General features: G+C 59.8%; 25 protein-coding genes and 1 pseudogene. 8 read left to right on the forward strand and 18 right to left on the reverse strand.

The window, feature by feature from the left end; genetic code table 11:
* From ACSQ17_RS03050 to ACSQ17_RS03060, 3 genes are all read right to left on the reverse strand, one after another.
* Positions 1-2340 carry a putative bifunctional diguanylate cyclase/phosphodiesterase gene (locus tag ACSQ17_RS03050; RefSeq protein ID WP_436067532.1) on the reverse strand — a complete coding sequence of 780 codons (2340 nt, stop codon included), beginning with the start codon at positions 2338-2340 and terminating at the stop codon, positions 1-3.
* Positions 2324-3007, reverse strand: a complete 684-nt coding sequence (locus ACSQ17_RS03055; RefSeq protein WP_233686185.1) for a methylamine utilization protein — start codon at positions 3005-3007, stop codon at positions 2324-2326. Before ACSQ17_RS03055 ends, ACSQ17_RS03050 begins: the two co-directional genes overlap by 17 nt.
* Positions 3008-3169: 162 nt before the next feature.
* Positions 3170-3922, reverse strand: a complete 753-nt coding sequence (locus tag ACSQ17_RS03060; RefSeq protein WP_436067533.1) for an AraC family transcriptional regulator — start codon at positions 3920-3922, stop codon at positions 3170-3172.
* A 174-nt stretch (positions 3923-4096) separates the two neighbouring features.
* Between ACSQ17_RS03060 and ACSQ17_RS03065 the strand changes: the two genes are divergently transcribed.
* From ACSQ17_RS03065 to cmoB, 4 genes are all read left to right on the forward strand, one after another.
* Positions 4097-4492: a protease inhibitor I42 family protein gene (locus tag ACSQ17_RS03065; RefSeq protein WP_436067534.1), complete on the forward strand. Its 396-nt coding sequence runs from the start codon at positions 4097-4099 to the stop codon at positions 4490-4492.
* Positions 4493-4588: 96 nt separating this feature from the next.
* The gene (locus ACSQ17_RS03070; protein WP_436067535.1) at positions 4589-5224 is read left to right on the forward strand and encodes a lysoplasmalogenase; all 636 of its coding nucleotides are present in this window, start codon (positions 4589-4591) and stop codon (positions 5222-5224) included.
* Positions 5225-5293: 69 nt separating this feature from the next.
* Positions 5294-6070 carry a carboxy-S-adenosyl-L-methionine synthase CmoA gene (cmoA, locus tag ACSQ17_RS03075; RefSeq protein WP_436067536.1) on the forward strand — a complete coding sequence of 259 codons (777 nt, stop codon included), beginning with the start codon at positions 5294-5296 and terminating at the stop codon, positions 6068-6070.
* Positions 6067-7035 carry a tRNA 5-methoxyuridine(34)/uridine 5-oxyacetic acid(34) synthase CmoB gene (gene cmoB / locus ACSQ17_RS03080; RefSeq protein WP_436067537.1) on the forward strand — a complete coding sequence of 323 codons (969 nt, stop codon included), beginning with the start codon at positions 6067-6069 and terminating at the stop codon, positions 7033-7035. The genes cmoA and cmoB overlap by 4 nt, the downstream gene beginning before the upstream one ends.
* 74 nt (positions 7036-7109) lie before the next feature.
* Here cmoB and pdxJ read toward each other — a convergent pair whose 3' ends face one another.
* The 12 genes from pdxJ to rpoE all read right to left on the reverse strand — a co-directional run bounded on the left by pdxJ (position 7110) and on the right by rpoE (position 17603).
* Complete coding sequence (pdxJ, locus tag ACSQ17_RS03085) at positions 7110-7856, reverse strand: pyridoxine 5'-phosphate synthase (protein ID WP_436067538.1); 747 nt, start codon at positions 7854-7856, stop codon at positions 7110-7112.
* Entirely contained in the window at positions 7849-8547 is a 699-nt protein-coding gene (gene recO / locus ACSQ17_RS03090) for a DNA repair protein RecO (RefSeq protein ID WP_436067539.1), read from the reverse strand. The genes pdxJ and recO overlap by 8 nt, the downstream gene beginning before the upstream one ends.
* A 46-nt stretch (positions 8548-8593) precedes the next feature.
* The gene (gene era, locus ACSQ17_RS03095; RefSeq protein ID WP_436067540.1) at positions 8594-9496 is read right to left on the reverse strand and encodes a GTPase Era; all 903 of its coding nucleotides are present in this window, start codon (positions 9494-9496) and stop codon (positions 8594-8596) included.
* Entirely contained in the window at positions 9489-10178 is a 690-nt protein-coding gene (rnc, locus tag ACSQ17_RS03100) for a ribonuclease III (RefSeq protein WP_436067541.1), read from the reverse strand. The genes era and rnc overlap by 8 nt, the downstream gene beginning before the upstream one ends.
* The gene (locus tag ACSQ17_RS03105; protein WP_422909860.1) at positions 10175-10552 is read right to left on the reverse strand and encodes a DUF4845 domain-containing protein; all 378 of its coding nucleotides are present in this window, start codon (positions 10550-10552) and stop codon (positions 10175-10177) included. The genes rnc and ACSQ17_RS03105 overlap by 4 nt, the downstream gene beginning before the upstream one ends.
* Positions 10553-10656: 104 nt before the next feature.
* Positions 10657-11511, reverse strand: coding sequence for a signal peptidase I (gene lepB, locus ACSQ17_RS03110; RefSeq protein WP_436067542.1), 855 nt, complete (start codon positions 11509-11511; stop codon positions 10657-10659).
* 5 nt (positions 11512-11516) lie between these two features.
* Positions 11517-13316 (reverse strand): translation elongation factor 4, encoded by a 1800-nt coding sequence (gene lepA, locus ACSQ17_RS03115; RefSeq protein ID WP_436067543.1) that lies wholly within the window; start codon positions 13314-13316, stop codon positions 11517-11519.
* A gap of 191 nt (positions 13317-13507) precedes the next feature.
* Positions 13508-14944: a DegQ family serine endoprotease gene (locus ACSQ17_RS03120; protein WP_436067544.1), complete on the reverse strand. Its 1437-nt coding sequence runs from the start codon at positions 14942-14944 to the stop codon at positions 13508-13510.
* Positions 14945-14972: 28 nt separating this feature from the next.
* Positions 14973-15428: a SoxR reducing system RseC family protein gene (locus ACSQ17_RS03125; RefSeq protein ID WP_436067545.1), complete on the reverse strand. Its 456-nt coding sequence runs from the start codon at positions 15426-15428 to the stop codon at positions 14973-14975.
* Positions 15425-16372, reverse strand: a complete 948-nt coding sequence (locus ACSQ17_RS03130; protein ID WP_436067546.1) for a MucB/RseB C-terminal domain-containing protein — start codon at positions 16370-16372, stop codon at positions 15425-15427. Before ACSQ17_RS03130 ends, ACSQ17_RS03125 begins: the two co-directional genes overlap by 4 nt.
* 23 nt (positions 16373-16395) lie before the next feature.
* Positions 16396-16989 carry a sigma-E factor negative regulatory protein gene (locus tag ACSQ17_RS03135; RefSeq protein ID WP_233686202.1) on the reverse strand — a complete coding sequence of 198 codons (594 nt, stop codon included), beginning with the start codon at positions 16987-16989 and terminating at the stop codon, positions 16396-16398.
* A gap of 38 nt (positions 16990-17027) precedes the next feature.
* Entirely contained in the window at positions 17028-17603 is a 576-nt protein-coding gene (rpoE, locus tag ACSQ17_RS03140) for an RNA polymerase sigma factor RpoE (RefSeq protein ID WP_233686203.1), read from the reverse strand.
* Positions 17604-17970: 367 nt separating this feature from the next.
* On the opposite strand from rpoE, the gene nadB reads away from it, so the two are divergent.
* On the forward strand, positions 17971-19587 hold the full coding sequence (gene nadB / locus ACSQ17_RS03145; RefSeq protein ID WP_436067547.1) for an L-aspartate oxidase: 1617 nt from the start codon (positions 17971-17973) through the stop codon (positions 19585-19587).
* Here nadB and ACSQ17_RS03150 read toward each other — a convergent pair.
* The gene (locus ACSQ17_RS03150) at positions 19556-20008 is read right to left on the reverse strand and encodes a protein YgfX (RefSeq protein ID WP_436067548.1); all 453 of its coding nucleotides are present in this window, start codon (positions 20006-20008) and stop codon (positions 19556-19558) included. The two genes, nadB and ACSQ17_RS03150, sit on opposite strands and share 32 nt — an antisense overlap.
* The gene (locus ACSQ17_RS03155) at positions 19992-20246 is read right to left on the reverse strand and encodes a succinate dehydrogenase assembly factor 2 (RefSeq protein ID WP_233686206.1); all 255 of its coding nucleotides are present in this window, start codon (positions 20244-20246) and stop codon (positions 19992-19994) included. Before ACSQ17_RS03155 ends, ACSQ17_RS03150 begins: the two co-directional genes overlap by 17 nt.
* Before the next feature lie 320 nt (positions 20247-20566).
* On the opposite strand from ACSQ17_RS03155, the gene ygfZ reads away from it, so the two are divergent.
* The 3 genes and pseudogenes from ygfZ to ACSQ17_RS03170 all read left to right on the forward strand — a co-directional run.
* The gene (ygfZ, locus tag ACSQ17_RS03160) at positions 20567-21508 is read left to right on the forward strand and encodes a CAF17-like 4Fe-4S cluster assembly/insertion protein YgfZ (protein ID WP_436067549.1); all 942 of its coding nucleotides are present in this window, start codon (positions 20567-20569) and stop codon (positions 21506-21508) included.
* Between the two features lie 55 nt (positions 21509-21563).
* Complete coding sequence (locus ACSQ17_RS03165) at positions 21564-22400, forward strand: HDOD domain-containing protein (RefSeq protein WP_233686208.1); 837 nt, start codon at positions 21564-21566, stop codon at positions 22398-22400.
* Between the two features lie 68 nt (positions 22401-22468).
* Positions 22469-22672: pseudogene (locus ACSQ17_RS03170) on the forward strand (substrate-binding periplasmic protein); the annotation flags it as partial.
* 175 nt (positions 22673-22847) lie between these two features.
* Here the strand turns inward: ACSQ17_RS03170 and ACSQ17_RS03175 are convergent.
* Positions 22848-24218 (reverse strand): transposase, encoded by a 1371-nt coding sequence (locus ACSQ17_RS03175; protein WP_436067550.1) that lies wholly within the window; start codon positions 24216-24218, stop codon positions 22848-22850.
* Positions 24219-24292 lie beyond the last annotated feature (74 nt).

Here is a 24292-nt window from a genome sequence, read left to right on the forward strand (position 1 = left end):
TCAATGCACCAGACTCGAGGTGGCGTGCACGTGCTGCGCCATCCAGGTTTCAAAGGCTTTGGCCGCCAGGGGCCGACTGATCAGGTAACCCTGGGCGATGTCGCACTGCCAGCGCCCGAGCAGTTGCAGGCTGCGCTCGAACTCGACCCCTTCGGCCACCACCTTGAGCCCCAGGCTATGGCTCATTTCGATGGTCGAGCGGACGATCACCGCGTCTTCGCTAGCGTCGTCCAGGTCACGGATAAACGACTGGTCGATTTTCAACTCCTGCACCGGCATGCGCTTGAGCTGCGCCAGAGACGAATAGCCCGTGCCAAAATCATCCACCGACAGGCTGATGCCGCACTCACGCAGCCCATGCAACACCTGCAGGGCCACTTCGGGGTTGAGCATCACCCCGCTTTCGGTAATTTCGAAAATCAGCTGCTGCGCAGGCACCTGGTAAGTATCCAGCAACTGGCGGACGCGAGCCGGCAGCTGCGGATCAATCAGATCCTCGGTGGAAATATTCAACGACACCTGCACACGCAACCCACGGCCCGCCCACTCACGCAGCTGACGGCTGACCTCTTCAATCACCCAGGCGGTCAGTAGCTGGATACTCCCGGTGCGCTCGGCCAGCGGGATGAATTCCCCCGGCGAGACCATCCCCAGCACCGGATGCTGCCACCGTAGCAGGGCCTCAGCCTGCCGCACCAGGCCGGCGGCGATATCCAGTTTCGGTTGATAGTGCAGCAGCAGTTCGCCCTTGCTGGCGGCATGGCGCAGATCACGAATCAGGCGAATCTGCCGCTGCTGGGCATCATCACGGCCACGCTGATACACCTGCAGATGGCTGGCCAGCCCAGCGGCATCCTGCATGGCAATGGCCGCGCGGCGCAGCAAGTCCTCCGGAGCATTGCCATCTACGGGGTAGCTGGCAATGCCGATACGGCAATCCAGGGTGACGTCATGACTGCCAACGCGCAGAGGTTTGAGCAGCAACTGCTGCACCTTGTCGGCAATACCCACTGCGCTGTCGCTATCGGTGTTTTCCAGCAACAGCAGAAACTCGTCGCCAATGATCCGCGCCACGCTGTCGCCGGGGCGCAGAGTCGCCTGCAGACGCCGGCTCATCTGCTGCAGGGCCAGATCGCCCCCCTCAGGCCCGAGGCTTTCATTGACTGCACGAAAGTTGCCAATCCCCAGGTAGATCAGAGCCGTGCTGCGCTGCGCAGTTATCGCACTGCCCAGCCGTTCCAGGGCCAGGGTGCGGTTGGGTAAACCCGTCAGGGGGTCATGCAAGGCATTGTGCGCCAGCTGCCGCTCACGCTCGGCAATTCCGTGTTGCATGGCCTTGAACGCCTTGGCCAACTGCCCCAGCTCATCGCTGCGCTGCAGATCCAGCTCCGCCTCGTAATCCCCCTGACGCACCCGCTCGGCGACCCCTGCCAACTGCTGCACAGGCTGGGAAACCGTACGCGCCAGCAATAGCGCACCAGCCAGCGAGGCCGTCAGGGCCGCCAGCGCAATCAACAGAATCTTCTGATCCAGCGGGGCAAACGCCAGCTGCGCCTGACTGAGGGATTTATGCAGCAACACCCGCACCTCAAAGCCATCCCCCACGGCCAGCACCAGATTCTGGTTGAGGTACTGCTGGCTGCCCAGTACACGAATGGCATCACCGTTCATCCCCCCTACGGCAACACGCAGCTGCTCGCGCTCGGCCGGCATCAGGGTGCTGATCCAGATATCCGCGGCACCCTCTTGAGTCGCCAGCAGCGTCAGATCCAGGTGGGTCAACTCACGCAGTTCAGCCGCAAATGCAGTGTCCACCTGAAAGCCCATCATTACCCGGGCAATCGGCAATGGCGCGGTAACGGTGGCTTGCACCAGCAGGTAGATCTTGTCGGCAATCGGCATCAGGAAGATCTGCACGCCTTCGCGCTGACGCTGCACCACCTGGGCACTCAGGCGTTTGGCTGTCTGCTCACTGACCTGCTGATCGGTACTGACTTCCAGACGACCATCCAGGCTCAGCATCATCACCACGCTGGCATTAATCCGTGCACCATGATTGGCCAGCGCCGAGCGAATGGTTTCCGCGTCGCCACTGGCCACCGCATCCTTAAAGCCAAAATCCGCCGCCAGCACCTGCACCGCGTCGTGCAACTGGCTGCCGCGCATCTCCAGCAAGCGCTGAAACACCAGACTGCCGACTTCCAGTTGCTCATTAGCCTGACTGCGTACCGCTGCGTTAGTAGCCGCCTGGACTGCCACATACAGCGCCCCCACCACGACCAGAAGCAGCAGCACCAGTACGCCGGCAATACGCGCCTGAAAACTATTGCGCAGCATCACGAGCTTTCTTGAAGGCCTCACCAAAGGCGCTGGTCGGCGCACGAGGTGCTAGCGGATTGGCGGGAGCCTGCATGGCCAGGGTGAAACGTTGCTGACTGCCTGCCGCACTCACCTGCACCTCCCCCGCAGCCTGCGGCAACATATCGGGCGCCTGCGGGTGCCAGAGGCTGACGCTGTAGCTGCCAGCGGGCAACTGATCAATATTCAGCCGCCCCTGCTCATCACTAACGGCAAACCAGGGATCATCCGTGACATAGACATAGCCCACCATCCAGTCATGGATATTGCAGCCGAGCACCACCACACCCGGTTTGTCGAAGATCACCGGTTCACTCGGCGTACCCTGATAGAGGCGCAGCTCGAAGCGCTTGGCCAGCGAAAAGGAATAGACGTGATGGCGAATATTGTCGCTATTGGGGAACGACACCGCGGTGCCGGTACGCACCGCCAGCACATTCGGGGCGAACTGCTGTGAGCGCTGGTCCATGATGGACTGACCTGCAGCTGCGGACGTGCCCGTCGTACCGCGCAGAGTAAGCACGGCATTGGCCAATGGCTGCCCCTGACTGTCCACCAGCTCAGCCGCGAGATTGGCCGCCTGCAACGACAACGCACTCAGCAACCCGCCTAACAGCAGCGGCCAACGCAATAACGGATGCTTACTCATCAAGACTACTCGCACGTTCAGGGCACACTTGAATATGAACAGCATCCTTGCCCTTGCACAGCTTTATCTGTGTCCAGCTCAGCTTAGCCGGCCCTCCGCAGAAGAGCACGCTTCTGCGGCGATACAAACCATGCAGGGTATTCAGGTGGTCTGCGCAGCGGCCTAGTTGGCACCACGCAAGCGTTTGGGCGTCAACCCGAGGTAGCGCCGCATCGCCGTGGTCAAGGCGCTCTGGCTGGAAAAACCACATTCCTCGGCAATCCGGATCAGCGGCAAGCCACTCTCGCGCAGCAGCCGGGCCGCGCGATCAAGCCGGGTTTTCAGCAGGTACTGGTGCGGGGTCAGGCCGACAGCGTCTTTGAACTGGGCATGAAAGTGACTTGGGCTCAGACAGGCAACCTGCGCCAGCTCGGCGACACTGATGCGCCGCGCCAGATGCTCGACGATATAACTGTCGAGCCGCTCCAGATTCAGCGGCCCCAGCGCCCGTGCATGTGGCTCGCCAAACAGGCGCAGGTGCAGCGCACGCAGCAGTACGCCACCCAACGCCCGCGCCAGTAATGGATCAGAGCCGTAGCGCTCAAGCTCAGCGCCGGCGTAGCTCAGCAGGTTCTGGAAATCAGCATCCAGCTGCGGGTAGCGCGGCGTCTCGAACAGCCCCGTCAGCAGCTGCAGGTCTTCGCTGGAGATGCCCTGCTCGTCGAGATCAATGATCAGCATGCGGTTGTCACCCATGCCGGCGAACTGGTGATCGGCATCCCCCGGCACCAGACAGGCGCGCATGCGGCACACTTCACCACCGCGCCCGTTCACCTCGAATTCGGCACGCCCAGCCAGCGACAACACCAGTTGGTGGTGATCATGAGTGTGTTCATGGGCTTGGTCATCGAGGCGTATCAAGCGCGCATTGAGCATTGAAAGTGCAACCCTGATTTGCAAAGGTGCAACTTTACTCCTTTGAAAGGTAAAACTGCAGCCTGAACGACAGATGGAGAAAAGTGAAACCTCGTTTCACCCCTCTGCCAAATTTACTCCGCGCACCCGGAACCGCTATGCTGACCAGCCCTCAACCTGCCTCAGGAGTTCGCCATGCCTGTGATCCGCACGGCACTGCTACTCAGCCTCGCACTGCTCGCAGCCTGCGCGCAAACACCCAGCAGTGTCACCCTGGAGCAGAAGCAGCAAGGCAAATGCCCGCTGTCAGTGCAGGTTGGCCAGCAATTTATCCTGCGCCTGCCCAGCAACCCCACCACCGGCTTTCGCTGGTTGCTACGTGACGCTGCCCCGCAGGTGCTGCAAAGCCTCGGCCCGGAGGTTTACAGCAACCCGGAAGACGCCGGCCTGGTCGGTAGCGCCGGGATTTCCACCTGGCGATTCCAGGTGGCCAAGGCCGGCGAAGGCCAACTGGCCCTGACCTATGAGCGCCCGTGGGAAGTCGGTGTAGTACCGGCCCAGCGCTTCAACTGCACGATCAAGGCCCGATAACTGGCGCGAAATGCTGCTCTAACTGGCACCTATGGCGTGGTCAGTTAATTGGCGACACGCCATAGTGCTGACCTTTCAAGCATCAAGGAAAAGGTCATGCGTTATCTGCTGCTGGGTTTGCTGGGCGCCGCACTGTTTCTCTATGCACGGCTCAGCGGCCTGAATGAACTGGGCCTGCTCAGCAAAGGCATCCCGGTCATCGCCCTGCTGCTGTGGCTGCGCACAGCACCCAGCGGCCTGTATCGACGCTGGATCAGTCTCGGCCTGCTCGCTTCACTGGCAGGCGACATTCTGCTCGACTGGCCGGCTGATCTGTTCGTTTTCGGCCTGGGCGCCTTCCTGCTGGCCCACCTGGCCTACCTGCGCGCCTACCTGAGCGATTGTAGACAACCCGCCTGGCTGGCCCTGCTGCTGGCTCTGGGCGCGGGCGGGACGATGTTTGCCATCCTCGCCAGCGCCAACCTGGGGCCCCTGCTGATCCCCGTGGCCTGTTACGCCCTGGCCATCAGCGCCATGCTCTGGCGCGCCCTCGCTCGCCTTGGTCAACCTGGGCTGCCCAGTACCTCAACACGCCTGGCCGCCGTAGGTGCCGCGCTGTTTGTGCTGTCTGACAGCCTGATCGGCATCAACCGCTTTGTTGCACCCTTCGAGGCGGCGCCCCTGGCGATCATGCTCAGCTACTGGCTGGGGCAATGGGCCATCGCCGCGTCGGCCTTCAAACCGCCCCGCTAAGCCATCGCCACGCAGATTTGCGACCAATAACGGCAATCAAGGTTTGGCTATACCGCGCACTTGGCTAAAATGCCCGGCTTTATTGACCAGTGCGCAGCCATCGTGAGCAAACAGCCCGACCGTCTTTTCGCCCAACCCCTGGCCCAGGTGCCGGACTTCGTGTTCAACGAGGATGTGGTGCGGGTCTTCCCCGACATGATCAAGCGCTCGGTGCCGGGCTACCCGACCATTGTCGAGAATATCGGCGTTCTGGCCGGTCAGTTCGCCCAACCGCACAGCGTGCTGTATGACCTGGGCAGCTCTCTGGGTGCCGTTACCCAGGCGCTGCGCCGGCATGTGCAGATCGCCGACTGCCGGGTGATCGCCGTGGACAACTCCAGCGCCATGGTCGAACGCTGCCGCGAATACCTGCACGCCCAGGACTCGATGTTTCAGGAGTTGCTACCCGTCGAGGTGCTTGAAGCCGACATTCTCCGCCTCGACTTTCAGCCCACTTCGCTGGTCGCACTGAACTTCACCCTGCAATTTATCCAGCCTGAACAACGCCTCGACTTACTGACGCGGATTCGCCAAGCCCTAGTGCCCGGCGGCGCGCTGATCCTCTCGGAAAAACTGCAATTCGAAGATGCCGAACAGCACGCCCTGCTCGGCGACCTGCATATCGCCTTCAAGCGGGCCAACGGCTACAGCGAGCTGGAAATCGCCCAGAAACGCAGCGCCATCGAGAAAGTCATGCTCCCCGACAGCCTGGAGCAGCACCGCGAACGCCTGCTCGCCGCCGGCTTCAGCCAGGTAGTGCCGTGGTTCCAGTGCCTTAATTTTGCCTCGATGATTGCTCTGCCATGATCAGCCGCCTCGACCTCGACGCCCTGCAAGCCACGCTTGCCGGCACCCCACTGCAAGACTGGTCGGCAGATCTGCCCGGGCAGATCGACGCCAAACTGGCCATCGGTCACGGCGACCTGCCACGCTGGTATGGCGCGGTACAGGCACTGCCGGAACTGAACGTCGAACAGCTGGAGCTGCTGCACAACTTCACGTTCGACGGCAGCTGTGATGAAGCCACACGCGCCGAACTGAAAAGCGCCCTGCAGGGCCTGATTCCCTGGCGCAAGGGACCCTTTCATCTGTTTGGCGTGCATGTCGACACCGAGTGGCGCTCGGACTGGAAGTGGCAGCGGGTCGCCCCCTACCTCGACCTGAAGGGCAAGCGCGTGCTGGATGTCGGCTGCGGCAACGGCTACTACATGTGGCGCATGCTCGGCGCCGGTGCAGACAGTGTGATCGGCATCGACCCGAACTGGCTGTTCCTCTGCCAGTTCCTGGCCATGAAGAACTACCTGCCGGATCTACCGGCCTGGCACCTGCCCCTGGCCTTCGAGGAGTTGCCAGGCAAGCTGCAAGGCTTCGACACGGTGTTTTCTATGGGAGTGCTGTATCACCGCCGCTCGCCCATCGATCACCTGATCGACCTCAAGGATTGCCTGGTCAAGGATGGCGAACTGGTGCTGGAAACCCTGGTGGTGGAAGGTGATGCACAGCAGGTATTGGTACCCGAAGACCGCTACGCGCAGATGCGTAACGTCTGGTTTCTGCCTTCGGTGCCGGCGCTGGAGCTGTGGCTGCGCCGCGCCGGTTTCGTCGATGTGCGCTGCGTAGATGTCAGTACCACCAGCGTGGACGAACAGCGCTCGACCGAGTGGATGCGCTTCCAGTCGCTGCCGGAATTTCTCGACCCCGCCGACCATAGTCGCACCGTGGAAGGCTTGCCGGCACCCAGCCGTGCGGTGCTGATCGCCCGCAAGCCGTAACTCCCTGCACAACTCCCGTGCGGTGGACATGGCTCAACATGTCCACCGCGTAACGGATCCACTTATATCTCTAGCTAGCCGCGGTTGGCCGCCGCGATGATCAGCGCCTTCATCTCTGCCACGGCCTGCTTGAAGCCGACAAACAGCGCATGCGCCACCAGGGCGTGGCCAATGTTCAGCTCATTGATCCCGGCGATCGCCGCCACCGGCTCAACGTTGTGGTAGTGCAGGCCATGCCCGGCATTGACGATCAACCCATGTTGCAGGCCGCAGGCCACACCATCGCGAATCCGTGCCAATTCGCGTGCGGCTTCTTCCGGAGTATGCGCGTCGGCATAGCGCCCGGTGTGCAGTTCAATCGCCGGGGCACCGACGCGCTTGGACGCTTCGATCTGCTGTGGGTCCGGGTCGATAAACAGCGACACTTCGCAGCCAATTTTGCTCAGGCGCTCAACCGCGGCGCGAATTCGCGCCTCCTGCCCGGCCACATCCAGACCACCCTCAGTGGTCAGCTCCTGGCGGGTTTCCGGCACCAGGCAGACATGCTCGGGGCGAATGCTCTCGGCGAAGGCGAGCATTTCCTCGGTAACGCCCATTTCGAAGTTCATCCGCGTCTGCATGACCTCCTTAAGCAAGCGCACATCGCGCTCCTGAATATGCCGGCGATCTTCGCGCAGGTGCACGGTAATGCCATCAGCACCGGCTTCTTCGGCATCCAGCGCGGCCTTCACCGGATCCGGGTAGCGGGTGCCACGGGCCTGGCGCAGGGTGGCCACATGGTCGATGTTCACACCCAGCAGAATACGATTGGCATCAGTCACGGCTTGGCTCCTTGAGCGTCATGAAAAGTTCGCGGCTGACCAGCGGTCGACCACCTAAATGAGGGGCCAAGGCCTGACGCATCAGACGCTTGGCGGCAGCCAGAGCACCCGGCTCGGCCCAGTTGGCCTCGGCCATGGCCAGCAGTTCAGCACCCTGAAACACGCCAGGCTGTACATGCCCGACTGGCACCAGGCCGGTCTCGGTGTGCAAGCGGTACAGGCCGGTGGCAACGATGGGTTGGCCTTCGCAGTCCAAGTCCAGGGCAAAACCATAGCCCAGCTCGTCCAGCAAGCGCCATTCAAACGAGCGCAGCAACGGCTCCAACGCGCGCCCTTCGGCCAGCGCCAGAACGGTCATGGCGTAGTGCTGAAAAATCGTCGGATGCGGGTCTTCGGCAGGCAGCAAGCGGATCAACAGCTCATTGAGGTACAGGCCGCTGAACAGCGCCTCGCCCACCAACAGATTGGGAATACCTGCTGGCTCCAGGCGGCCGACAGTCTTCAGCTCGCCACGGCCACGAAATTCGGCTTCCAAGGGAATAAACGGCCGCGCCAGGCTGCCCGCTTTACCCCGCGCCCCGCGCAATACCGCACGCAGTCGGCCTTGCGGGGTAAGAAAGTCCACCAGCGCGCTGCTTTCACGGTAGGCCCGGCTGTGCAAAACATAGGCGGGCTGGCTGGGGGCAAGCATGCAGGCTTACTCGCAATGGCGGGCGCAAGGCGCGCCCGCAGACGGATCAGATATCGTCGTAGCCCAGTGAACGCAGGGCGCGCTCGTCATCGGACCAGCCACCTTTGACCTTGACCCAGAGGTTGAGCATGACCTTGGAGTCGAACATCACCTCCATGTCCTTGCGCGCTTCCTGGCCGATACGTTTGATCCGCTCACCCTTGTCACCAATAATGATCTTCTTCTGCCCATCACGCTCGACCAGGATCAGCGCGTGAATATGCAGGATACGCCCGTCGCGCTTGAATTCCTCGATTTCCACGGTGATCTGGTACGGCAGTTCGGCACCGAGCTGGCGCATGATCTTCTCGCGCACCAGCTCGGCAGCAAAGAAGCGGCTGGAGCGGTCGGTGACCTGATCTTCCGGGAAGAAGTGCACACCCTCCGGCAAACGTTCGCCCACCAGTTTTTCCAGGGTGTCGAGGTTGTGCCCCTGCTGGGCCGACACCGGCACGATCTCGGCGTTCGGCAGTTGCTGGGCCAGCCACTCCAGGTGCGGCATCAGCTCGGCCTTGTCTTCCAGGCGATCAGTCTTGTTGATCGCCAGAATCACCGGGCCTTCGACGTACTGGATACGCTCAAGCACCATCTGGTCCTCATCGGTCCAGCGGGTACGGTCAACCACAAAAATCACCACATCGACATCCTTCAGCGCCGACGAAGCGTTCTTGTTCATATAACGGTTGAGAGCTTTCTCGTTGTTCTTGTGCAGGCCGGGCGTATCAACGTAGATGGCCTGCACCTCGCCCTCGGTCTTGATGCCGAGCATGTTGTGGCGGGTGGTCTGCGGCTTGCGCGAGGTGATCGCCAGCTTCTGCCCAAGGATGTGGTTGAGTAGCGTCGACTTGCCCACGTTGGGCCGGCCAACGATGGCGACATAGCCACAGCGTGTAACAGGTGAATCAGTCATTGCCATTCTCCACACCCAGGGCAATCAGCGCGGCCGCGGCGGCCACCTGCTCGGCAATACGCCGGCTGGCACCCTGCCCCTGGGTTTTATCATTGAGTAGGGTGACCTGGCACTCCACGACAAATGTCCGGCAATGCGGTTCACCCTGAATATCCACCACTTCATAACGCGGCAGCTCGCAAGCGCGCGATTGCAGAAACTCCTGCAGGCGGGTTTTCGGGTCTTTGTTGGTGTCGACCAGGGTCAGGCTGTCCAGTTCATTGGTCAACCAGGCCAGCACGCGCTCGCGTGCCGCCTCCATGCCGGCATCCAGATAAATAGCCCCGATGAGGGCCTCCAGGGCGTCAGCAAGAATCGACTCGCGGCGAAAACCACCGCTTTTCAGCTCACCGGAGCCCAGACGCAGGTATTCACCCAAGTCAAAACCACGGGCCAATACGGCCAGGGTTTCACCTTTTACCAAGCGCGCCCGCAAACGGGACAGCTGACCTTCGCGCGCCTGAGGGAAGCGCTCGAACAACGCCTCGCCAGCAACGAAGTTGAGGATGGCATCACCGAGAAACTCCAGGCGCTCATTGTTGCGCCCGGCAAAACTGCGGTGGGTCAGCGCCAGGATCATCAGCTCCTGATCCTTGAAGGTATAACCGAGCTGACGCTCAAGGCGGGCTAACGAAGCACTCACGGCATGCGCACACGAAATTCTTTGTCGAAGCGCACGACCAGATCGATGTTCTGGATCAATGGCTCACGCTTCTCATACTTCAGGTGAGCCTTGAACTCATTGTTTTCCACTTTAATCTTCAAGGCATCCTGAAGGTTCAGATCACGGATACTGTTGACCTGCATGCCCTTGCTGACATGGCTATAAAACTCGTTAATGCTGCGAATATTGGCAGCCTTGTCGGTTTCAACCGAAGTAATCAGTTTTTCCATCGACATATAGTCGAAGTAATGTGGCAACACCTTAAAAGCCGCACTGGCAAAAAACGCAACCAACGCCAAAACCATCAGCCAACTTAAAATCGACATCCCTTTTTGCGAATGCGCAGATTTCATATTTGTCCCCAAATTCGAGTTATGTAGGAGCCGTTACGGCTGGAGGCAAGACTATATATAGCCTGCGGCGCTGTATTTAACAGCGTCGCAACGTCATCAGCAGGTCAGTGAATAAGGCCTACGCGGGAGAAGTTCGGCAAGTTGCGCGACTTCGGATCCGGCCAGCTCATCCAGATGGCGAAGGCCTTACCGACAATGTTCTGGTCAGGCACCATGCCCAGCAAGTGCTTGGGAATGGCCGGATCATTCCAGTAACGGCTGTCGTTGGAGTTGTCGCGGTTGTCGCCCATCATGAAGTAATAGCCGTTCGGCACCACCCACTCACGCCCTGGCTCAACCCGATAACGCTGCATTTCCTTGCGGATCTGGTGCTCGGCTGCACCGAGTTTCTCGTTATACAGCACCGCGCTGCCCAAACTGCCGGGTTCATCACCGATCAGTTGCTGAGCAACCAACTCACCGTTGACGGTCAGACGCTTGTCGCTGCTGTAGGCAATCCGGTCACCCGCTAGGCCGACCACACGTTTGATGTAGTTGATGTTCGGATCGCTGGGGTAGCGGAACACCATCACATCACCGCGCTGCGGATCGCCCACCTCAATCACCTTGGTGTCCAGCACCGGCAGGCGAATGCCATAGGCAAACTTGTTGACCAGAATAAAGTCGCCCACTTCCAGCGTCGGCTTCATCGACCCCGATGGAATCTGGAACGGTTCGACCAGAAACGAGCGCAGCACCAGCACAATCGCCAGCACTGGGAAGAACGATTTACCGTACTCCACCAGCAGCGGTTCCTTGTTCAGGCGCTCCACCACTTTCTCGTCAGGCTCGCTGACTTGCCCATGGTAGGTGGCGATAGCCGCCCGCCGGCGCGGAGCCAGAAAGACCAGATCGAACAACGCCAGCACACCACAGACGGCGACGGCGATAACCAGCAACAGCGGGAAATTTAGCGACATAGGACCTAACTATCCAACCTGAGCACTGCAAGGAAGGCTTCCTGTGGGATTTCCACGTTGCCGACCTGCTTCATGCGTTTTTTACCGGCCTTCTGCTTTTCCAGCAGCTTGCGTTTACGGCTGACGTCACCGCCGTAGCACTTGGCCAATACGTTCTTGCGCAGCGCCTTGACCGTAGTCCGCGCGACGATCTGGCCACCGATGGCCGCCTGAATCGCCACATCGAACATCTGCCGAGGAATCAGCTCTTTCATCTTCTCGGTCAACTGCCGGCCTTTGTAGTGGGCGTTGTCCTTGTGCACGATCAGCGCCAACGCATCGACCTTGTCACCGTTGATCAGCACATCCAGCTTGACCAGATTGGCTGACTGGTAGCGATCAAAATGGTAATCCAGCGAAGCATAACCACGGCTAGTGGACTTCAGGCGGTCGAAGAAATCGAGCACTACTTCGTTCATCGGCAGGTCGTAACGAACCTGAACCTGGGACCCGAGGAACTGCATATCACGCTGTACACCGCGCTTCTCGATACACAGGGTAATCACGTTACCCAGGTGTTCCTGCGGCACCAGGATAGTCGCAGCGACGATCGGCTCGCGGAAATCCTCTACCGACGAAACATCCGGCAGCTTGGATGGGTTGTCGACGTAGATCGTCTCACCATTCTTGAGCAGCACCTCGAAAATCACGCTTGGCGCGGTGGTGATCAGATCCAGGTCGTACTCGCGCTCCAGACGCTCCTGGATGATCTCCATGTGCAACATGCCGAGGAAGCCGCAACGGAAGCCAAAACCCAGCGCATCAGAACTTTCCGGCGAGTACTGCAGTGACGAGTCGTTGAGGGTCAACTTCTGCAACGCATCACGGAAATCTTCAAAATCTTCGGAGCTGACCGGGAAAAGGCCGGCGTAGACTTGCGGCTGAATACGCTTGAACCCTGGCAGCATCTCAACATCAGGCGTCGAACTGAGGGTCAGGGTGTCACCCACTGGAGCACCGTGAATGTCCTTGATGCTGGCAATGATAAAGCCGACTTCGCCAGCTTTCAGGTCAGCGGTGGCAGTGTGTTTAGGGTTGAACACGCCGACGCTATCGACCAGGTGCACCTTGCCGGTGGACTTGACCAGGATCTTGTCGCCCTTCTTCACCCGCCCCTGACGCACACGTACCAGGGAAACTACGCCCAGGTAGTTGTCGAACCAGGAGTCGATGATCAGTGCCTGCAACGGCGCGTCGATCTCGCCGGTCGGTGCCGGAATGGTTTGCACCAGGCGCTCGAGCACCTCGTCCACGCCCATACCGCTCTTGGCACTGCAGGCCACAGCGTCGGTCGCATCGATGCCGATGATTTTCTCGATCTCATCTTTGACGCGATCCGGATCCGCCTGCGGCAGATCCATCTTGTTCAGCACGGGCATGACTTCCAGGCCCTGCTCGATGGCGGTGTAGCAGTTGGCCACCGACTGCGCTTCCACGCCCTGCCCGGCATCAACCACCAGCAGTGCACCTTCACAGGCAGCCAGAGAACGGCTGACTTCATAGGTGAAGTCGACGTGACCGGGAGTATCGATAAAGTTCAGCTGGTAGGTAACGCCGTCACGGGCCTTGTAATACAGGGTGACGCTGTGCGCCTTGATGGTGATCCCGCGCTCGCGCTCCAGGTCCATGGAGTCCAGTACCTGGGCTTCCATCTCACGGTCAGCCAGGCCGCCACACATCTGGATAAACCGGTCAGCCAAGGTCGACTTGCCATGGTCAATGTGGGCGATGATGGAGAAATTGCGGATATGACTCAAATCACTCACGGATCAACACTCAAAAAGGTCGTAGGCGACTGCCCGCCGAAAATAGCCGCGAAGTGTACCTGAAAGCCGCCTGGCGCGTCATCAAGGCCGCGTCGCTGGATAAGGTCTGGACGTTTAAGCGCAAACGGTGCAACGCCAATCGCCCTAAGCAAAAGGGCGACCGAAGTCGCCCTTTATGTCACTGACCGTAGTCAGTCAGCCAGCTTGAAGGTGATAAAGCTGGCACGCCCCTGGCGCAAGACGCGCATCGATACCGAACGATTCTTCGGCAGCGCTTGCGCCACCTCGGTAAAGGTTTTGGCCGAGTTGATCGCCTGGTTGTTCAGGTGAGTGATCACATCGCCTGGACGCAGGCCGATCAGCGCAGCAGGACCATCCTGTACCTCGGAGATTGCCACACCGCCCTTCAGATCAAGGGTTTTCTTCTGCTCAGCAGTCAGCTCAACCACCTTGACGCCAAGACGATTGCTGCTGCGCTCCACACCCGGCGCCGCTGCGCCAGCCAATGCCTCACCTTCTTCTGGCAATGCACCAATACTCAGTTTCAGCTTCTTGCGCGCGCCATCACGCACTACATCCAGCTCAGCCGTGGAGCCCGGCTTGAGAGCACCCACCAAGTGCGGCAAATCAGCCGACATGATGATTGGCTTACCGTCCAGGCTGAGAATCACGTCCCCCACCTGCAGACCGCCCTTGGCAGCAGGCCCGTCTTCCAACACCTGAGCCACCAGCGCACCAGCCGGTTTATCCAGCCCGAACGATTCAGCCAGATCCTTGTTCACTTCCTGAATCACCACACCCAACCAACCACGACTGACCTTGCCATCAGCTTTGAGCTGATCAGCCACATCCATGGCCACGCTCATGGGAATGGCGAACGACAGCCCCATAAAACCGCCAGAACGGGTGAAAATCTGCGAGTTGATGCCCACCACTTCACCGGCCAGGTTGAACAGCGGACCACCGGAGTTACCCGGGTTGATGGCCACGTCCGTCTGGATGAACGGCACATAGCTCTCATTTGGCAGGCTACGGCCCTTGGCGCTGACGATACCGGCGGTCACCGAATGATCGAAGCCAAATGGCGACCCAATGGCCAGCACCCACTCACCCACCTTGAGATCTTCCGACTTGCCCAGCTTGACGGTTGGCAAGCCCTGCCCTTCGACCTTGAGCAAGGCCACATCGCTGCGCGGATCAGTGCCCACCAGCTTGGCTTCAAGCTCACTGCGATCCGACAGACGCACGATGATTTCATCGGCATCGGCAATCACATGGTTGTTGGTCAGCACATAGCCATCAGCGGAAATGATAAAGCCCGAACCAAGCGACTGAGCTTCACGCTGCCGGCCACCGCCAGGCGCGCGCGGCACCTGTGGGATATTGCGCTCGAAGAACTCGCGGAACATCGGCGGCATGCCTTCCAGATCCGGCATATTGAGCTGCCCACCACTGGCAACCGCACGCTCCGGCATTTTCTGTCGCGTACTGATATTCACCACCGCAGGCGAGGCCTGCTCAACCAGCTCGGTGAAATCCGGCAGACTCGCCTGGGCGACCAGCGCCTGCCCCAAGAGCAGCATGGCAAACAATGCAGAAAGTGAAGATTTCAGACCAAGCTTCGACATACAACTCCCCATCAGGCCAGCAAAAGTCTTAAAAAGTGGCGACTGCCCCGGCGAGCAGGGCACGCAACACCACAGGTTGCAAAGCAGGGTCAGCCGCGATCTGACGACTGCGCCAACGCACGCCGGCACATGCCCCAACAAAACCGCACAGCGCGCTGAAAATCACCCAGGGCTCACTCAGCGCCAACTGCTCAGCCAGTACTGCCGCAGCAAACAAGCCCAACAACGGCAGCAGATAAACCAATAACGAGCCACGAACCAGCAGCTCTTCACGGACACCGATTACCACGGAATCACCGACATTCAGACTCAAGTCCGATAACGCACGCACATGACCGCGTTTGCCGGCTACACCCAACTGATCAAGCAGGCCCTGACCACAGCCAGCCTTGACCGAACAACTTGAGCAAGTGCTTTGACGCAGCGTTTCGACCCACACCGCACCGGCCTCAACAGCGATCACCCGCCCCTGCTCTTCAATCACGGGGCAACCTCGGCAGCCGAACGCATCGACAACGCGACCCGCTCAGCGGTACCCAGCGGAATTTCACCCACAACGGTCACCATGACATCGCCATCTGCGGTTTTCAGCCGCCGAGAAACCGCCACCGTAGGGCCCAACTGGGTACGTACATCTTCAACAGCAGCCCCACGCAGGGGCTCCATAAATACCGAGAAACGCGCCAGACCATCGCCATACACCTGGCAGGCAACCGGCTCATCCGAGGCAGGACTGCGGCGCTGAGTCACCGAATTCAAACTGAAGCCGGGCGGCAACCAATCTGAACGCCAAGCCTCAGCCACCTCGGTCTGAGCCGGTGACAAACGTACGGGACGGCAGCCCGCACCAGGCTGCAGATTCGCATCGGCGGGTAATTCTGTTTGCAGATAAGTGAACTGGAAACGTTCGAGCAACTGGCCCTTGTCGTTGACCAGTAGGGACTTGAGCGGCAGCCCCGTCTGCTGATCAAGGTGCAGTTCAATGCCATAACGATGCTGGTCACGAGGCACCAAGGCCAGCACACGGGTAGCACGACCGGCCACGCGCGAGTCGCCCAAAACACGCAACTCGTACCACTCGGCCAGCTGCACTGCATTCAGTTCACGGGTTGGCCACAACTGGCTGTCAATCAACTGATCGGCCAACGCACCACTGGCGCACTGCACACGACCGTCGACACGCAGCACCTCCTGGGCAGAACCATCAAGCTGCAGCAGACGCTCACGCAAAGCGCCATCACCGCCGACCTGATGCCAGATGCTATGCGTGGAAAAACTGCCATTACGCTCATAAACGAAGGTGCCGTTGAAACTTTGCGTGCGCTCGGCATCGACCAAACGCTGCAACAGCGCAGCACCATCATCAGCCACTGCAGGCAGCACCAGGCAGCTGCCCAACAGTAAAACGCTTAAAGGAATAAAGCGCATGCGACTCCTTAACCGAAGAGCAGTTAACGATTTTCCAGGCTGGCCGCACGCGCATAGGGCAGCGCGCCTTCGTTAGTGCCCATCGCAGCCTGCTGCGCATGTTGACGCAGATAGGCGGGTAGACGCTGCTCATGCCAACCCGGCTGACCTTCACCCACTGCACTGGCAGCCGGAGCAGCCTGTTCTTCAGAGGTATTAAAGCCTGCCAGCATGGCTGGGCCACTGACTTGCGGAATATTCAGCACAGGCTGAGATGCCTGTTGAGCCAACTGCGCACCGGTGATGTCGTCCTGATTATAGAAACGCACACCTGCCAGAACAGCGACCGTGACCGACGCCGCAACCGCCAGACGCCCAACGGTGCGCCAAGGGCCACGCGGCACCTGGCTTACCGCAGGCACTGGCTCATCCGCCAGAGCTGCCGAGACAGCAGCCGCAATATCCAGGCGCGGCTCGAGCAGTTCTTTGTGCATCACGGCGCGGGCAATCTGGTAACGCGACCAAGTGGCACGCAGTTCAGGGTCATCGCTGGCTGCCAGCACGCGTCTCAGCTCCAGTTCGTCCGCTTGGTTATCCATTACCGCGGACAGCGATTCCTGCAGGGTTTCACGACTCATGGCGGTTCCTCTCTTGGCTGACGCCGCTGTCTTTAGGCTTACTGCAACAAAGGTTGCAGGGATTTATCAATGGCCTCACGCGCCCGGAAAATTCGCGAACGCACGGTACCAACCGGACACTGCATGACGCTCGCAATGTCTTCGTAACTCAGACCATCAAATTCACGCAAGGTTAGCGCTGTGCGTAAATCTTCTGGCAATTGCTCAATACTGCGGTGCACCGTGGCCTCGATCTCGTCACGCAACAGTGCACGCTCCGGCGATTCGATGTCCTTGAGGGCGTGATCACCATCATAGAACTCGGCATCCTCTGCACTCACATCACTGTCTGGCGGCCGCCGACCACGGGAAACCAGGTGGTTCTTCGCCGTGTTGATGGCAATACGGTACAGCCAGGTATAGAACGCACTGTCACCGCGAAAGTTACCCAACGCCCGGTATGCCTTGACGAAGGCTTCCTGCGCCACATCCTGAGCCTCATGGGTGTCATGCACAAAACGCACGATCAACCCGAGAATCTTGTGCTGATACTTCAGCACCAACAGATCGAACGCCCGCTTATCGCCACGCTGTACGCGCTCGACCAGCTGCTGATCTTCTTCCTGGGTTAGCATGAAAACTCCTTATTAGGTTCGAAGGAGTACAACACCAACCCTTGAATCGGTCTGCCAAAGTAGACTTGGGCATTGCGCAAAAGTTCTCTCCTTCAAACAAGCTTCCTGCAGAACACTGTAAATCCTGCACGGAATAGCGCAGCAAAGGGACTCCACTGCTGCGTCGGTAGTCTGGATCACCCGCGTTCAGGCAACAAAACCGCGAGCCCGTTTTAAAAACGCCTGACAGGCGAATTTCCACCAAAACAACCGCCTATGGAACCCAGAACACTTAAAAAGTTCCTGAGTAACGTACTTGGTCATAAGCCGGCTATTGTGCCGTTCACCCCCTCGATATACTAGAGACCGCTTTTCGCGGAATTCGGACATGAGCCAACACTATCAACACGACGTTCTGGTTATCGGTAGCGGCGCAGCCGGCCTGACATTGGCCCTCACGCTGCCAGAGCACCTGCGCATTGCCGTATTGAGCAAGGGCAACCTGTCCAATGGTTCAACCTACTGGGCCCAGGGTGGCGTGGCCGCCGTGCTGGACGACACCGATACTGTCGAATCGCATGTTGCCGACACACTCAACGCCGGCGGCGGCCTGTGCCGTGAAGACGCGGTGCGCTTTACCGTGGAACACAGCCGTGAAGCCATCCAATGGTTGATCGACCAGGGCGTGCCCTTTACCCGCGACGATGAACACGCCCGCGAAGATGGCGGCTTCGAATTCCACCTGACCCGCGAAGGCGGCCATAGCCACCGGCGCATCATCCATGCGGCCGATGCCACAGGCGCGGCCATCTTCAACACCCTGCTGGAACAGACCAAACAGCGCGACAATATTGAGCTGCTGGAACAGCGCGTCGCCGTCGACCTGATCACCGAACGCAAGCTCGGCCTCGACGGCCAACGCTGCCTAGGTGCCTATGTGCTCAACCGCGCCAGCGGCGAGGTCGACACGTACAGTGCGCGTTTCGTGATTCTGGCCACTGGGGGCGCCGCCAAGGTTTACCTCTATACCAGCAACCCGGATGGCGCCTGCGGTGATGGCATCGCCATGGCTTGGCGCGCTGGCTGCCGGGTCGGCAACCTGGAGTTCAACCAGTTTCACCCAACCTGCCTGTATCACCCACAGGCGAAGAGCTTCCTGATCACCGAAGCTCTGCGCGGTGAAGGCGCACTGCTCAAACTGCCCAATGGCGAACGCTTTATGCCGCGCTTCGATGAGCGCGCCGAACTGGCCCCACGCGACATCGTTGCCCGCGCCATCGACCATGAGATGAAACGCCTGGGGATCGACTGCGTATTTCTCGATATCAGCCACAAACCGGCTGACTTTGTGAAATCTCACTTCCCTACCGTATATGAACGCTGCCTGGACTTCGGCATCGACATCACCAAAGAACCGATCCCGGTGGTGCCTGCTGCGCACTACACCTGCGGTGGTGTGCTGGTCGGCCAGAATGGCCAAACCGACGTCCCCGGCCTGTATGCCATCGGCGAAACCAGCTTCACCGGCCTGCACGGGGCCAACCGCATGGCCAGCAACTCGCTGCTTGAGTGCTTCGTCTATGCCCGCTCGGCAGCGGCTGACATCGTCGCCCAACTGGATCAGGTGAAAGCTCCAGCATCACTGCCTGACTGGGATGCCAGCCAGGTCACCGACTCGGACGAGGACGTGATCATTGCGCACAACTGGGATGAATTGCGCCGCTTTATGTGGGACTACGTTGGCATCGTGCGCACCAACAAGCGCCTGCAACGCGCCGAGCACCGCGTACGCCTGCTGCTCGATGAAATCGACGAGTTTTACAGCAACTACAAGGTCAGCCGTGACCTGATCGAGCTGCGCAACCTGGCTCAGGTCGCAGAATTGATGATTCGCTCAGCCATGCAGCGCCACGAAAGCCGAGGCCTGCATTACACCCTGGACTACCCGCAGCAACTGGCTGAAGCCAGGGACACTATCCTGCTGCCGCCCATCTATGGCGACTGAACTTCAAGCGCACCCGCAGGCGTCGATGCTGGTCACGACTGAGACTGTCACGGGCAATGCACAGTGACCGCACGCGGCGCTGCCCAGCCAGACGAAAGCGCAACAACACAATAAGGGGTAACGCCAGGCTATCGGGATGCAGCTCGATGGCCTGCCAGCCCCGCGCAGCGCTGTACACCTGCCAGCCATCACTGTTGCAACGCAACGCCCGGTAAGCCGAAGGTCGATTAAGCAGCAGGTGCCGCGGCAGCACCCAGGCGGCATGGGTCATACAGAACAGCGCACCCAACAGATGCGCCCACAGCGGCATGACCACCAAGCCCAGACTGAGCAGCGCCAGCCCCTGGATCAGGGCATACGCAACCAGCAGCCAGCGAGATGGCTGCCAGTGACACTCGAATGTTTCACTTGGGCTGGACACGATCCAGAATCATCCGAACCATGCGTTTAAGGTCGGCATCTTCCGGCTCGCCGCGCTGCATAAACCAGCCGAACATGTCCTGATCCTCACATTCGAGCAGCTTGCGATAGCGCTCGCGATCCGCCTCATCAAGGTGCGGATAGACTTCACGAACAAAGGGCACCAGCAGTACATCCAGCTCCAGCATGCCGCGGCGGCTGTGCCAGAAAAGACGATTGAGTTCTACTTCATCAACCACGGATCAGCTCCTTGAAAAATGGCATTACGCCATTTTTAGCGTCATTCAGCGACGGCCAGAGGAATGGCCAGTAAAGATGGCAGGCCATAAAAATTGTCTGGAACAATTTTTAACGTCGCGCAGCGACGGCCTGCAAGGTGGTCGCCACGGATGGCGGGCCATAAACAAGGCGCGCAGTATACGGGGAAAAGCCCAGCTATTGACCGCACTCGTCAGCCGGGCGGTTATTCCTGCAACGAGTCAAGCGCAAGCGCTGACAAGGCGCGAGGCGCACTCTATGATGAGCCCCCTAACTTTTATCCAGCGATACCCAATCCACCATGGCCGATACCGCGTTCTATTGCATCCTCAGCCACGAAGGCATCCTCGCCGTGCGCGGCCCGGATGCCAGCAAGTTTCTCCAGGGCCAAGTCACCTGCAACCTCAACTACCTCAGCGACAGCCACTCCAGCCTGGGCGCACGCTGCACACCCAAAGGCCGCATGCAGTCGAGCTTCCGCATTGTCAGCGTCGCCGACGGCTACCTGCTGGCAATGGCCAGCGAGCTGCTCGAAGCGCAACTGGCTGACCTGAAGAAGTACGCCGTTTTCAGCAAATCCAAACTCGGCGACGAAAGCCCGGACTGGCTGCGCATTGGCCTGAGCCGTGGCGATGATGTTCTGCACAGCCTCGGCCTGCAGCTGGCCGCAGAGGCCGACAGCGTGGTACACCACAACGAGTTGCTGGCCCTGCGCCTGAGCGATGGCCGCGCCGAACTCTGGGTTCCCGCCAGCCAGGCCGCAGCCGTGCAGACGCAACTGGATAGCCAACTGCCGCAAGCGCCGCTCAATGACTGGCTGCTGGCGCAAGTGCGTGCCGGTGTCGGCCAGGTCATGGGCAGTACCCGCGAGCTGTTCATTCCACAGATGATCAACCTGCAAGCCCTGGGCGGCGTCAGCTTCAAGAAAGGCTGCTACACCGGCCAGGAAATCGTGGCGCGCATGCAATACCTGGGCAAGCTCAAACGCCGCCTGTACCGCCTGACGCTCGCAGACCCGCAAATCCCCGAACCGGGCACCCCGCTGTTCTCTCCGGTGCACAACTCCAGCGTCGGTGAGGTGGTACTGGCCGCACGCAGCGCAGAGGCGGTCGAACTGCTTGCGGTGCTGCAGGACGATGCCGCGCAGAATGGCCACATCCACCTGGGTTCTGCCGAGGGCAGCACACTGAGCGTGCTCGATTTGCCGTATACACTGGATTCAGATCGCGAAATACAGCGCTGATGACCGCGCGCTGCTGACTACACTCATTAAGCCGAACGTCCACAGAGAATTGCCCATGAGCAAGCTTGCCGAAAAAGTGCAAAAGGAACTGATCCAGGCCATCGACAGCGATGAACTGGTCCTGCCGACCCTCCCCGAGGTCGCTCTGAAAGTCCGCGAGGCGGCAGAAGATCCGGATATCGGCATTCCACAACTGAGCAAGGTCATCGGCAACGACGCAGCCCTCACCGCGCGTATCATCAAGGTGGTGAACAGCCCGCTGCTGCGCACCAACAAGGAAATCACCGACCTGCAGATGGCCGTCGGCCGCCTCGGCATCAATTACACCTGCAACCTGGCCACGGGCCTCGCCATGGAACAGATGTTCCAGGCCACCAGCGATGTAGTTGACCGTAAAATGCGCGAAGTGTGGAACAAAAGCACAGAAATTGCCGGCATCTGCCACGTTCTGTGCAAACACTACACCCGCTTGCTGCCAGACCAGGCCACCCTGGCCGGCCTGGTTCATCAGATCGGCGTACTGCCCATCCTCACCTACGCCGAAGAACACAGCGAACTGCTGGCCGACTCGATCAGCCTCAACCACGTGATCGAGCAAATCCACCCGATCATTGGCGACAAGATTCTGCGTACCTGGGAGTTCCCGGAACTGATCGCCGCAGTACCCAGCCAATACCTGGACTTCACCCGCGACAGCGCCAAGGTCGACTACGTCGATATCGTTCAGGTCGCCACCCTGCAGAGCTACCTGGGCAGCGAGCATCCCTACACCCAGCTGGACTGGAGCCAGATCCCGGCCTTCCGCAAACTGGGCCTGGACCCGAACCAGAACCTGAATGACGACGAAGACCTTTCCGCTGCGATGGAAGCAGCCATGAGCATGCTTCAGTAACCCCGTCACACGCATGCAGCCGAATGCAACTAGACTGCCCCACAGTCCACTGCAATCGGCCACGGTTCATGCGCACACTGCTGTTATCCGCCCTGTTCCGCCTACTCAGCTGTGGTTTTGCCACAGCTGAGTCGGTGCGTCTGACCAATGGCGAATGGGCGCCGTATCTGGGCGAACAACTGCCACACCATGGCGTAGCCTCACGCATCGTGGCCGAGGCCTTTGCCCTGCAAGGCATTGATGTAGCCTGGGAATTTCACCCTTGGGCGCGCTGACTGCAATTGGCCGATTCTGTTGAAAAAGTAGGTTTAGCGGCAGCCGGCCGGTCGAATGTGCCTGCTGTCGAAGTGGCTGGAAGCCACTTCAAGTTGCCTTTCGGCGTTTCACTGAGCTTTTTTGCCCAGGTCTGAGGGTTAATTCGAGGGTTTCTGCTCGCCGCAGGCGCACCTATCCCGTGATCGGCGGCCCGTGAGGCAGTAGCTTGGCCATACGTCTCAGGTTTTGCACGGTCGCCGCCAAGGTGAATTCGTCAGTCGCACCCGTCAGTCCACGCAGTCGTAAACGGTCCAGTTTCATGATCCGTTTGAGGTGGGCGAACAGCATCTCCACCTTCTTCCGTTCGCAACGAGAGACGAGGTATTCCGGCGTCTTGGCGATGCGTCGCGCCACGTCACGGGTCGCTTCATGGATGCTCCGAGCGATCTTGCGAAATGCGGTATTGGGGCAGCACTTCGCTTTCAGCGGGCAGGTGGCGCAGTCGGTTTGGCTGGAGCGGTAGATGATGGTGTTGGCCTTGGTCACCCGCGATCTTTGCTGGGTGAAGGTGCGCCATGCACTGCGCAGCGGTTTGCCGGCTGGGCAGCGGTATTCATTGGCCTCCTGATTCCAGTGGAAGTCATTACTGGAGAGGGTGTCGTCCTTGCGTTCGGTCTTGTCCCACACCTGCACATGCGGCTCGATGTTCTTCTCTTCGACCATCCAGGCCAGCATCGGCGCAGTGCCATAGGCGGTGTCGCCGATGAGGCGTTCCGGTGTGAGGTCGAACTGCGCTTCGACACGCTCAACCATCGTCCTAGTCGAATCAACCTCGGCGGTACGATGCGCCGGAGTCGCTTCCACATCCATGATCACGCCATACTCGGTGTCGATCAGGTAGTTGGTGGAGTAGGCAAAGTAAGCCGGGCCGCCTGGCGCTGCTGTCCAACGAGACAGCGGATCGGTGAGCGAAATCTTCTTGGGGAGGGCTTCAGCCAACACCTCTTCATCAAGGGCTTCGAGGTACTCGCGTACGGCGCGGCTGCTGAGCTTTGGATCACTCCAATCGACTTCATCTCCCGCTACCCCACGTTGCCGGCTGGCATCCGCCTTGATGATGCTGGCGTCGACGGCGAAACCTTCACCCTTGACCAGACCGGCCGCCATGCAGCGCCGCAGCACCTCATTGAACAACCAGCGGAACAGATCGCTGTCACGAAAACGTCCATGGCGATTCTTCGAGAAGGTCGAATGATTGGGTACTTCATCCTCCAAGCCCAGTCGGCAGAACCAGCGATAGGCCAGGTTTAGGTGCACCTCTTCGCACAATCGCCGCTCGGAACGGATGCCATAGCAGTAGCCGACGACCAGCATGCGCACCATTAACTCCGGATCAATCGAGGGGCGCCCGATGGGGCTATAGAAATCTGCCAGGTAGGCGCGCAGATCACTGAGATCTAAGCACTGGTCGATGCTGCGCAGGAGGTGTTGGGCCGGGACGTGATCTTCCAGATTGAACGAGTAGAACAGGCGCTGCTGTCCTCCCGGTAACTGCCCCATCATGCTGTTCGCCCCCGCGCTCGCTGACAGGGCAATTCTGCCGAAGGCATGGGGAAGCAGCTACTTTTTCAACAGAA

The organism is Pseudomonas sp. LjRoot71 (genome assembly GCF_964253255.1).
Taxonomy (GTDB): domain Bacteria; phylum Pseudomonadota; class Gammaproteobacteria; order Pseudomonadales; family Pseudomonadaceae; genus Aquipseudomonas.